9 protein-coding genes are annotated in these 11,469 nt (G+C 40.1%); 3 read left to right on the forward strand and 6 right to left on the reverse strand.

The features are described 5' to 3' along the window. Positions 1-32: 32 nt before the first annotated feature. The 5 genes from B9T23_RS15965 to cadR form a co-directional block, all read right to left on the reverse strand. A complete protein-coding gene (locus B9T23_RS15965) occupies positions 33-3,191 on the reverse strand; it encodes an efflux RND transporter permease subunit (protein ID WP_074947736.1) in 3,159 nt (1,052 codons plus the stop codon). Beyond that, the gene (locus B9T23_RS15970; protein ID WP_086194777.1) at positions 3,181-4,416 is read right to left on the reverse strand and encodes an efflux RND transporter periplasmic adaptor subunit; all 1,236 of its coding nucleotides are present in this window, start codon (positions 4,414-4,416) and stop codon (positions 3,181-3,183) included. The genes B9T23_RS15965 and B9T23_RS15970 overlap by 11 nt, the downstream gene beginning before the upstream one ends. 1 nt (position 4,417) lies before the next feature. Next, entirely contained in the window at positions 4,418-5,785 is a 1,368-nt protein-coding gene (locus tag B9T23_RS15975) for a TolC family protein (protein ID WP_086044984.1), read from the reverse strand. A gap of 48 nt (positions 5,786-5,833) precedes the next feature. Continuing rightward, the gene (locus B9T23_RS15980) at positions 5,834-6,244 is read right to left on the reverse strand and encodes a hypothetical protein (RefSeq protein WP_025465702.1); all 411 of its coding nucleotides are present in this window, start codon (positions 6,242-6,244) and stop codon (positions 5,834-5,836) included. 142 nt (positions 6,245-6,386) lie between these two features. After that, on the reverse strand, positions 6,387-6,779 hold the full coding sequence (cadR, locus tag B9T23_RS15985) for a Cd(II)/Pb(II)-responsive transcriptional regulator (RefSeq protein ID WP_004281856.1): 393 nt from the start codon (positions 6,777-6,779) through the stop codon (positions 6,387-6,389). A 90-nt stretch (positions 6,780-6,869) separates the two neighbouring features. Between cadR and B9T23_RS15990 the strand changes: the two genes are divergently transcribed. Genes B9T23_RS15990 through feoB form a run of 3 tightly spaced genes read left to right on the forward strand, consistent with a single transcriptional unit; the run spans position 6,870 to position 10,241 of the window. After that, positions 6,870-8,150 (forward strand): cation transporter, encoded by a 1,281-nt coding sequence (locus tag B9T23_RS15990; protein ID WP_004910216.1) that lies wholly within the window; start codon positions 6,870-6,872, stop codon positions 8,148-8,150. 11 nt (positions 8,151-8,161) lie between these two features. Beyond that, positions 8,162-8,422, forward strand: coding sequence for a FeoA family protein (locus tag B9T23_RS15995; protein ID WP_004665962.1), 261 nt, complete (start codon positions 8,162-8,164; stop codon positions 8,420-8,422). Then, on the forward strand, positions 8,412-10,241 hold the full coding sequence (gene feoB / locus B9T23_RS16000) for a ferrous iron transporter B (protein ID WP_086194778.1): 1,830 nt from the start codon (positions 8,412-8,414) through the stop codon (positions 10,239-10,241). The genes B9T23_RS15995 and feoB overlap by 11 nt, the downstream gene beginning before the upstream one ends. A 327-nt stretch (positions 10,242-10,568) precedes the next feature. On the opposite strand, the gene B9T23_RS16005 is transcribed toward feoB, so the two are convergent. Further along, positions 10,569-11,469: ArsO family NAD(P)H-dependent flavin-containing monooxygenase (locus B9T23_RS16005; protein ID WP_086194781.1), on the reverse strand; the 901-nt coding region annotated here is incomplete at its 5' end.

Here is an 11,469-nt window from a genome sequence, read left to right on the forward strand (position 1 = left end):
TATCTCTGCTAAAAATTGCTTAATCTAATGGATTAAGAAGCTTTCTTTTCATTCATCCACCGGTACAGTACAGGCAATAAAACCAATGTAAGCAGGGTAGAGGAGATAATTCCTCCAATGACTACAGTCGCTAAAGGTCTCTGTACTTCTGCCCCAGTACCGGTTGCCAAAGCCATCGGAACAAACCCAAGGGAAGCAACACAAGCGGTCATTAACACAGGTCTTAAACGCAATATTGCACCTTGCCACGTTGCATAATAAAGGTCATATTGCTGTCGCAGCTCTTTGATAAAGGTAAGCATCACTAAGCCATTCAGTACAGCCACCCCCGATAGTGCAATGAAGCCAACGCCTGCTGACATGGATAATGGAATGTCACGCAACCACAACGCGATTAAGCCTCCACTCAAGGCAAACGGTACACCACTAAAGACCAGTAAGCTTTCTTTGATGTTGTGAAATACAGCCATCAATAGAATAAAGATCGTCAACAATGCGAGCGGAACCACCAATTGCATACGCGCTTTTGCAGACATCAGATTTTGAAATTGACCGCCATAATCTATCCAATAACCGCTTGGTAATTCCTGTTTGGATAACGTGCTCTGAAGCTCTGTTACGAATGAGCCTAAATCACGTCCTTCTACATTTGCAGTAATAACCACTCGACGTTTACCATTTTCACGGCTGACCTGATTAATACCCAGGATATTTTCAACGCGTGCCACATCTTGCAGTTGGACTAAACCACCATTCGGCAATTGAATAGGAAGTACCGCTAACTGTTCAGGACTACGCTGGGATTCATCTAGACGGATGACAAAATCAAAACGCTTGTCTCCCTGTAAAATTGTTCCAACATTCTGGCCACCGACACTTGTAGCTACCAGATCCTGAATTGCTCTTACCGACAAGCCGTATTGTGCTGCTCTGGACTTATCAACTTCTACATTCAACAAGGGTAAGCCGCTGGTTTGCTCTACATTAACGGCTGTCGCGCCTGAAATTGATTTAATTTTCTGAGAAATCTTATTCGCTTCACGATTCAGAATTTCCATATCATCGCCAAATAACTTGACACCCACATCACTTCGCACCCCTGAAATTAACTCGTTAAAACGCAGTTCAATGGGTTGCGAGAACTCACTGTTATTTCCCGGCAATGTCGCTAAGAAAGTAATCATTCTTTGGCGAAGCTCATCAATCGTTTGTTTTGGATCAGGCCATTCATCATGAGGTTTTAACAGTACCACGCCATCTGAAATGTTGGGTGGCATGACATCTGTGGCCACTTCTGCTGTACCGGTACGGGCAAAGATTGCTTTAATTTCAGGAAATTCTTTCAACAGTAACTTTTCAGTATTTTCCTGCATTCTCAGTGACTGTTCTAACCCTGTACTTGGGGAACGCATTTGCTGAACAGCAAAATCACCTTCACCCAGTTGAGGTGCAAACTCGCTACCTGTTTGAGTGGCTAGCACACCCGTAAGCACTAAAATACAGGCAGCCACAATAGTCACAAATAAACGAAGCTCATAGGCTCTATCTAAAAGCAATTCATATTTGGTTTTAAGCCAATGCATCCAGCGACTTTCGGTTTCCTTGACTTCTCCAGTGACAAATAGGGCAACTGCGGCTGGCACAAAAGTGACAGATAAAATCATGGCCCCAATTAAAGCCAGTACAACCGTCATTGCCATAGGATGGAAAAGTTTGGCTTCTACCCCCGTCAGGGTAAAGATAGGTAGATAAACCACCAAAATAATTAACTGTCCAAAAATCAGAGGACGACGCGCCTGTTTTGCAGCCAAGAAGACTTCTTTAAATCTTTCAGAACGGCTAAGTAAACCACCTTTCAGCTTCTGAGCTTCTGCTAGCCGACGGATACAGTTTTCTACAATAACCACTGCACCATCAATAATAATACCGAAGTCCAGTGCCCCTAAACTCATCAGATTTGCACTAATCTTCTGCTCTGCCATTCCCGTCAAGGTAAACAACATTGAGAGTGGAATAACGCAAGCCGTGATCAGCGCAGCACGGAAATTACCTAGAAAGAGAAATAAAATAACAATGACGAGGATTGCACCCTCAATCAAATTTTTCTGAACGGTTTTGATCGCCCGATCAACCAAATGCGTACGGTCATACACAGTCTCAATCACCACACCTTTAGGTAGCGATTGCTGGATCGATTGCACCTTTTCATCAATGGCTTGAGCAACGGTACGGCTATTTTCTCCCATCATCATCATGGCAATACCCAATACAGTTTCTTCACCATTATAGGTTGCAGCCCCTGTTCTCAAGTCATGACCAATTGAGACATTGGCGACATCTGCCACCCGAATCGGATAGCCGTTTTTATTGGCAATACTGATGTTCTGGATATCTTCAATCGTGTTTAAAGTGCCAGGAACACGAACCGTTAGCTGTTGTCCATTTTTCTCAATATAGCCAGCACCACGGTTTTCATTATTTTCTGTTAAGGCGGTTTGTAAATCAGTCAAAGGAATTTGCAATTGTTGTAATCGGTTCAGATCAGGGGCAACCACATAGGTTTTATTAAAGCCACCGATACTGTTGATCTCCGCAACGCCTTTTACACGCTGTAATTGCGGCCTTACAATCCAATCCTGAATTTCACGTAAATCCATCGCAGAATAAGCGGTTCCATCCGGTTTTTTAGCATTTGGTTCGGCTTTAATCACCCATTGATAAATTTCACCTAAACCTGTCGAAATAGGCGACATGGTAGGTTGCACATCTTCAGGCATTTCTCCCATTGCTTCTTGCAAACGCTGGTTGATGAGCTGTCTGGCCCAGTAAATATCCGTGCCATCTTCAAAAATGATGGTCACTTGCGATAAGCCGTAGCGTGAAATAGAACGGGTTTGTTCCATTTTCGGCATGCCTGACATGGCATTCTCGATTGGATATGTAATCCGCTGTTCCATTTCTAAAGCCGTAAAACCATTGGCTGAAGTGTTAATCTGCACCTGAGTATTGGTAATATCTGGTACAGCATCAATCGGTAACTTTTGATAACTATAAATACCAATAGCAATCCAAGCCGCAATAAACAGCATGACCCAGATTGCGTTATGGATAGAAAACTGGATCAGTCGATCAAACAGTCCTTCAGGTTTTACCGATTCGTGGTCTGGAATTTGAGGAGTTTCAGTGCTCATGTGAAGCCTCTCCTTTTTCCAGCTCGGATTTCAGTAAAAAACTGCCTTGAGCGGCATATTTTTGTCCCTGACTAAGCCCACTCACCACTTCAATCCATTGGCTCTCCCCAGATGATTGCCCTAATTTCACAGGTTGCGGACTGAATTCAACTTTTTGTCCATGCTGAGTGGCGACAAAAACCACATCTTTTCCATCGACATTCTGAACTGCGGACTTAAGTACCCGTAATGCGGTACTTTCACTCCGTTGTTGCAACTGTACGTTCACCATCAAGTTTGGACGTAATTCGGTTGCATTCGATTCAACTTTTGCTCGCACCTGAAGACGACCTGTTTGAATATCCGCTTCAGTATTTAAAGTCTGAATAACAGCTTGATAAACCTTTTCTGTTTGCAAGGATTTAAATTCGATCTTTTGATTCGGGGCTAAGCCCACAATTTCAGAATTTGGAACAATAAACTCAAGCCAGAGCTGATCTAACCTGTCTATCGTAAAGAGTTGACTTGCTAACTGAACATTTTCTCCTAGCACCAAATCCTTTTTACTAATCACGCCGGAAATGGGGGCTTTCAAAATATAGCGGCCATTACTGGCATTCACTGCACCAAATGCACTTAAACGTGATTGGGCCGCTTGAACCTGAATTTGTGCCCGTTTATAGGCGTTGGAAGCACGTTGATAGTCTTGTTTTGCTGAAATACCCTGTGACCAAAGCTGACGCTCACGATCGAAGTCTTGTTTAGCCAGTTCAAGGTTGGTTTGTTCCATTTTAAAATTGGCCTGTTGATCGACTAAGTCAGGCACAAGCAACGCAGCTAAAGGCTGTCCTTTCTGAACTTTTTGGCCGAGTTCTACATAGACATTTTCTACATGACCGCTAAAACTCGGTGAGACATGCGCTTGCTGATCCGTATTCACATTGAGTTTGGCAGGATAAGAACTTAATTTAACCACCGGACCTTGATCGACCGCTGATAACTGTATACCTTGTTCAACCAGTTGCTTGGCGGTCAGGCTCACGCCTTCGGCATGCTCTTCAGTTTCACCGCCATGTTCTTCTCCGCTTTCTTCCTCTGCATGTTCATCTGATGTTTCCGATTTATTCTTACCCGTTAAGATCAAAAAAATACTGAGGAGTACGGTAGCGCCGATAACCAAACTAATCAGTAGAGGTTGAGAGATTTTTCCGCTCTGTTTTTTTAAGCTGTTTTTAAGATCGAACATGTTAATTTCCCCCACCAATGACAGGCATGGCCTGTATGTCTTGCCATAAGTTTTGATTGATTTGTGCAATAGCATCTTTCGACATGACTTCACTTGGGCTAATGCCTAAGCTCAAACTTTCTGCTTCAATGGCCTTTTGCCAGCCATCCCGTAACAACTGGACTTTACGCAGACGGATGTCTTGTAATTGAAGCGTGGCTTGCTGAACATCGGTTAAAGCAAACTTGCCTGCCAAGAAACCTTGTAGCGTCTTACTTTGAACTTGAGTCGCCAAAGGAATTTGAGTCTCGTCAACGACTTTGAATTGCAGCTCTAAACCCTGCAACTCGGTTAAAATTGTGCCTATTTGCAGCGCATTTTGCTTCAGATAAAACTCTTTCTGACGCTCTAATAAGTTCATTTTTTCTTGCGCGATTTTTATGCCATTTTGCTGACGATCGAAAATATTAAGCGGTACACTGACTCCGACTACTAATTGATTTTGTGTGGAGTTTTCCAAGGATTGGGTGCGGTTGACACCTAGGTTTAAAGTGGGGTTAGGACGTGCCTTTGCCCTTAGTTGATCAACCGTTGCTTGAGACTCTAATACCAGTAAAGCTCGATATTTCTCAACGTAGTTTTCCGCTAAATATTCTTGAACCTGTTCATGAGTCGATTTTGGCCAGAGCTTTTGTGAAGAGAGGTTTACCTGCAATGACTTATCAGACGTACCCCATAAATTTGATAATTGTTGGGTGGCCACTTGTACCTGTAAGTCTGCCTGTCTAAAAAGACGGATATTTTCAGCATGGCTTAAACGTGCGCGATTTACATCTACTTGGGCAATACTGCCTGCATTAAAGCGCTTTTCGATTGCTTGAAGGTTTTCTTGGCTCACCCGAAGTTGTTCATTGACAATGTTTTTTTCAAGTTCAGCAATGGCCAGTTGTGACCATACATATTTCACTGCAAGCTCAATTTGTGCTTGATAAATCTTCTGTTTCAGCGCTGTTTTATCTGTAGAGAGACTGGCTAATTTTTGGTTTGCTCTTCGCTCACCAAAAATATCCAAGGGTTGTGATATGCCAATGGTAAGCTCTTTTTCATTATTTGAACCAAATCCCGTTTGTTCAACTGACAGTTCAGGATTTTTAAACAGCTTACTTTGCTGAAGATTCGTGGCATTAATGCTGTTTTGCGTTTCCCAGAAATTTTGGGACGCTTGATACTGGTTGACCTGATCAATGGCTTGTCGCAGCGTTAAATCTTGAGGACTGGCGACTACAGAAGTACTCAAGCTGATCATTGCGGATAGCAAGACACCTGTACGGAATGCTGACCAGGATAAATTCAGGATAGAAGTATCCTGATATAATTTGTTTTTTGACATGAAATGCCCCACACATAATGAGATTAGGAGTGGTGGGCTTTTATAAGACTACCCCACCAATAGTAGGGGCAAATCAGGAGGGGGTGTTAATTGATTCAGATAAGGGGATTTATAAAAAGTTCTTCCCAAATAAGATGGTGTAAGGACTGTCTCAAAATGAGTTTTAAGCTTCAAATCATCGGGTGGGTCAATCTGAATCACGATTGTATTTGAGAAATGACTGCACTTTTCGTTAAAACAAACCTTCTGACAATAGTCATAAATTTCTTTATAGTTTTCTAAGGAATAAAGTGCTTGACTAGGACTATCACTCTTTTCGTCTAAATCGATTGGATTAGAGAGTATTGAATTGGGTATGTTTGGCATTTCATGCAGACAAGCAGCCTCTGCCACACTCCAAATATTCTGGAATGTGAATAAGAGTACCAATATCTGGATTAGAAATGTTTTTCTCTTCATACACAAATCTGTATTTAAAACACCAATAAGAAGCTGTCCAGATCTATCAAAGATCTGATCACAGAATTTGAGTAACCTTAAACTTTTTGCAGCCTTAAGTAAAGATATACAGAATTTTTGAAAAAAGCATAGGTCTAGATAATCAAGCTAGATTTTTTAGAACTCCACATTGGTCAATTGTACATAAGCCATCACAAGTACCTCTTAAATCAGATAATTGTTCAATAAGCTTTTGTTGCTTGATTATATTTTCTCTGATAGCACTGACATGTAAGTCAATTAATTCATTCACATCTGAACAATTTTTCTTGGGATTATCTTTATAGGTGAGTAATTGACGAATTTCATTCAAACTCATATTTAAAGTTCGGCAATTCAAAATAAACTTAATTCGCTCAACATAGCCTATATCGTAAAGGCGGTAATTTCCTTCCGTTCTTTCGGGTTCCGGAATTAAACCTTCCTTTTCATAAAACCTAATTGTTAATACTGAACATGAGGTTTTTTTAGAGAGTTCACCAATTTTTAAATGCATTGAGTTGGTATTTCCAAAAAATCTTGACTCTATAGTAACTATAGGGATTCTAATATTCAAAGTTTATAAATTTTTTTAATGGGTATAACTATGAGTGGCTGTGGATGTAGTAAAGAAACACCATGCGAAGATAAGAAATCTCAACAAGAAAATCATCCATCAATTGCAGAAGCAAGCAATTCAAAGAATTGTGATAATACGCCTAGCTGTTGTGGTGAAGAGGAAGAAGAAAAATCTTCATCTCCTTGCTGTAACACTTCAAACAGTTGTGAAGATACCGCTCAATCCTGTTGTGGTTCTGATCCCAAAGAAAATTTAAGCACTGAAAACGTTTTAAAAGATTCGCACTACATGAGTGAATACTTAGTTCCCAAAATGGATTGTTCTGCGGAAGAACAGATGGTTCGTATGGCGCTATCTTCAATTGATGGTGTTCAAAAACTCATCTTTGATTTACCTAACCGGTCTTTAAAGGTTCTACATAATCAAAAAGATGAAAATATAACTACCAAACTTGAAGCTTTGGGTTTTGGTGCAAAGCTTGTGAAGACTGAAACTTATATAAGCAATCAACAGGCTAAGCAAACAAGTACCTATACCATTCCTAAAATGGATTGCTCTGCTGAAGAGCAAATGGTCCGTATGGCTCTTGCAGATATTGAAGCAGTTAAAGGTCTTACTTTTGATCTTCCCAATCGAAAACTGAAAGTCTTCCATAATGAAGGGAGTCAGCAAATTACGGCCAAACTTGAAGGACTGGGTTTTGGGGCGAAACTTGATGAAACACAGCTTTCTACAGGCGATATACCTAATGAACCTGATCCTGTGAGACAAGCTAAAGTACTTAAACTGTTATTAGGCATTAATGCTCTACTGTTCTTTATAGAATTCATCAGCGGAATTATTGCTGCGTCTACAGGATTGATTGCTGATTCTCTAGATATGTTTGCCGATGCAGCCGTTTATGGTATTGCGCTATATGCCGTCGGAAAAGCTGCGAAATATCAAGTGAAAGCAGCCCATTTCGCAGGTTGGATTCAGTTATTACTTGCTGTCATCGTGATTATTGATGTCATTAGACGATTCATGTTTGGAAGCGAGCCAGAATCAACGCTCATGATTGTTATTGGCCTGCTCGCACTTATAGCTAACGTGACATGCTTATATCTTATTTCTGGTCATCGAGAAGATGGCGCACATATGAAAGCCAGTTGGATTTTCTCGGCGAATGACGTTGTGGTAAATATGGGCGTTATATTTGCCGGTGTACTCGTGGCGTGGACGGGATCAGCTTACCCAGACTTAATCATTGGCATCCTGGTTTCTTTATTCGTGCTTAATGGTGCTCGAAAGATTTTGGCTTTGAAGTAAGAGTATCGAAAATGAATCTATTTCAAGTTAAACAAAATCAGATCGTCAAAATTAGAGATCTCAAAAAAGGTAATCAATACAGTCATACCACTGATCCCGTATTGGAACGGCTCCAACTATTAGGTTTTAGAGAGGGTGAAACTCTACAAGTACTCGCTAAAGGTGTTTTTGGCGGAGATCCTGTTTTAGTTCAAATTGAAACTTCAAGATTCGCATTAAGAAAGAATGAAGCTGAAAGAATTTTTGTAGAGTTAGTATCCAATGAAGATTAAGAACATTGCATTAGTCGGTAATCCAAATTGCGGAAAAACCTCTTTATTTAATACGCTTACTGGTACGCGACAAAAAGTTGCCAACTATGCTGGAGTTACCGTAGAAAGAAAAGAAGGTTCTTTTAAATTACCTTCTGGTGATGCAGTACGAGTATTGGACTTACCCGGAACTTACAGTTTAAAACCTAGTAGTTTAGATGAAGAAGTCACCAGGGCAGTTTGTTTGGGCGAGCTAAAAGGTGAAGTTCTACCCGATATTTTTATATGCGTTGTAGATGCCACAAATTTAAGCTTACATTTGAGCTTGGTTCTCGAAGTTCGTGCTCTAAATCGCCCTATGATTCTTGTATTAAATATGATGGATGAGGTCAAAAAGCGTGGTATTTCCATTGATAAGGATAAACTGTCTCAACTGTTAGGTATCCCTGTAGTTGAAGCTGTCGCAGTTAAAACAAAAGGAATTCAAGATTTAATTAATCAATTAGATCAAAAAAATCTTTTTATTACTCCTTATCATTCTGAATTAAGTCATTTTGAACAGGTCAAACAAATCACCAAACAAGTTATTTTAAATAATGACAGTGGTGATAAAAGAACCGCATTTCTAGATAAAATTTTTCTACATCCTGTATTGGGTTTAGTAATCTTAACTTTAACCATGTTTGTGATGTTCCAGGCGGTATTTATATGGGCAACGCCTTTTATTGAATTCATTGAAAATTTTGTCGCATGGCTCAGTGATTTTATTGGACCACTAATCCAACATCCTCTATTAAAAAGCTTGGTTGTGGATGGGGTAATTGCTGGTGCAGGTAGCGTGCTTGCATATATGCCTCAGATTTTGATTTTATTCTTCTTCATTTTAATGCTTGAAGAGTCAGGCTATTTACCCCGGGCAGCATTTCTTTTAGATAAATTAATGTCTAAAGCCGGGCTTAGCGGCCGTTCATTTATTCCTCTGCTATCCAGTTTTGCTTGTGCCATTCCCGGAATTATGGCAACCAGAAGTATCAGCTCTGAACGGGACCGATTAGCAACAATTATGATTGCACCCTTGATGACCTGTTCAGCAAGATTGCCAGTATATGCTTTATTGATCGCGGCATTTATTCCCAACCAATTAATCTACGGCTGGTTAAGTCTGCAAGGATTAGTCCTTTTTGGTCTTTATATGTCGGGAATAGTCTCAGCGTTATTAGTTTCAGTCTTTCTGGAGTTGGTTCGAAAAGATAAAACTGAAAGTATTTTTATTTTTGAACTTCCCACATACCGAATTCCAGATATTAGAAATATTGCATTAGGCTTATATGATAGGGCAACTATTTTCTTAAAACGAGTTGGTGGCATTATCGTTGCGCTGTCTATCTTGTTATGGGTGCTAGTCACGTTCCCTCAACCACCAGATAATGCAACCATGCCGGCCATTAACTATAGTTTAGCTGGTCAGTTAGGGCATTTAATTCATCCTATATTTGCGCCTATTGGGTTTACATGGGAAATATGTATTGCACTCATTCCTGCTATGGCAGCAAGGGAAGTTGTAATTGCTGCTCTTGGGGTGATTTATGCGATGTCAGGTGATGAAGATACAGTAACTCAAAGTCTGTTAAGTCAAATTTCAGGCCCGGATGGATGGGGGTTAGCCACAGGTTTATCATTATTGGTATGGTTTATTTTTGCTCCCCATTGTCTTGCTACGTTAGCAACAATTAGACGAGAAACTGGCAGCTGGAAACAGCCCATCATTATGGCAACTTATTTGTTTGCATTAGCCTACATCTTTTCATTCATCACATATCAAGTTGCGAGTAATTTTTAATTAGCAAATGAATAAAATAAGGGAGCTAGCTCCCTTATTTTATTGAAATACTCACTATAAATGAAGCGCTTTTACAAGAAAAACTGTATAGATATCAATAATATTAAACAGCTTCCTAAGAAAACTTCTAATTTAATTATAAATTATGAAAGAGTTCCCTCTTTTTAGTGCAATTCATGAAATTAGGTTTAAATATCAAAAATTATGGCTTAATGAATAGCATGATCTTGTAGACACTTTTAGTGAAATAATAATCAAAATATTGGAATGCTCCCAGTAGCCTAGACACAAAACCGATTCTAAAATTCTTATACTCGATATGGATAATTATTCTGAAAATTTTTTAGTATTAATTTCTTGTAGATAAGTGAAGATCTCATCTACTGTAGCTCTCGCTGTTCTAGAAACGCCAATTAATGTTGCAGATGCCATACCTGTCCAATCTCCATATCCAACTAACCACAAGTTAGGTAACTTAATAGACCTTCCATTTTGAACTTCTACAAAGTTATCTCGCTCTACTATATCTATACTTTTTAGATGATTTAATGAAGCCTTAAATCCAGTACACCAAATAATCACATCAATTTTCTCTTTTTTTCCATCTGGCCAAATAACTGCATCTGTAGCTAAAGATTGAAAAGGTGGACGGCTATGTAAGACTCCTCTATTCCTTGCCTCTTTGACACTATCGATCATCACAATATCACCTAGGCCACCTATTGGCTGGTCAACTTTTCTTCCTTCTTGTTGTACTTTTAAACGCTCAGTTGCTCTTAAAAACAGTACTCGACCATCGACATCATCAGGTAAAAATTGAGGCGGAGTTTTTGTGACCCAAATGGTTTCAGCAACTTGTGAAACCTCAGCGAGTATTTGCGCGCCCGAATTCCCCCCACCCACCACGATGACTTTCTTATCTTTAAATGGATCTGCATTCAGGTAATGGGCTGAATGTAACTGCGTGCCTTGAAAGTTTTCCTGTCCCGGATAATCAGGAATAAACGGCTGGCGCCATGTCCCTGTTGCACTGACCACCACCTTGGCTCGCCAAAACTTTTCTCCAGCATATACGTCTAAATACTTTCCCTTCGATTCCACACGATCGACATGTACTGGACGAACAATCGAAAATTGATATCTCTGTTCATAAGCCGATAAATACTGGATCACCTCATTTCGTGTTGGATAGGTCTGTTCAGTGATGGGCATCATCCAACCGGATAGA

It is taken from the genome of Acinetobacter terrae, from assembly GCF_002135195.1.
GTDB lineage: Bacteria > Pseudomonadota > Gammaproteobacteria > Pseudomonadales > Moraxellaceae > Acinetobacter > Acinetobacter terrae.

Coding starts and splice junctions, on each gene's coding strand:
- B9T23_RS15965 (WP_074947736.1), bottom strand. CDS start 3,191: ATGAGCACTGAAACTCCTCAAATTCCAGACCACGAATCGGTAAAACCT.
- B9T23_RS15970 (WP_086194777.1), bottom strand. CDS start 4,416: ATGTTCGATCTTAAAAACAGCTTAAAAAAACAGAGCGGAAAAATCTCT.
- B9T23_RS15975 (WP_086044984.1), bottom strand. CDS start 5,785: ATGTCAAAAAACAAATTATATCAGGATACTTCTATCCTGAATTTATCC.
- B9T23_RS15980 (WP_025465702.1), bottom strand. CDS start 6,244: ATGAAGAGAAAAACATTTCTAATCCAGATATTGGTACTCTTATTCACA.
- cadR (WP_004281856.1), bottom strand. CDS start 6,779: ATGCATTTAAAAATTGGTGAACTCTCTAAAAAAACCTCATGTTCAGTA.
- B9T23_RS15990 (WP_004910216.1), top strand. CDS start 6,870: ATGAGTGGCTGTGGATGTAGTAAAGAAACACCATGCGAAGATAAGAAA.
- B9T23_RS15995 (WP_004665962.1), top strand. CDS start 8,162: ATGAATCTATTTCAAGTTAAACAAAATCAGATCGTCAAAATTAGAGAT.
- feoB (WP_086194778.1), top strand. CDS start 8,412: ATGAAGATTAAGAACATTGCATTAGTCGGTAATCCAAATTGCGGAAAA.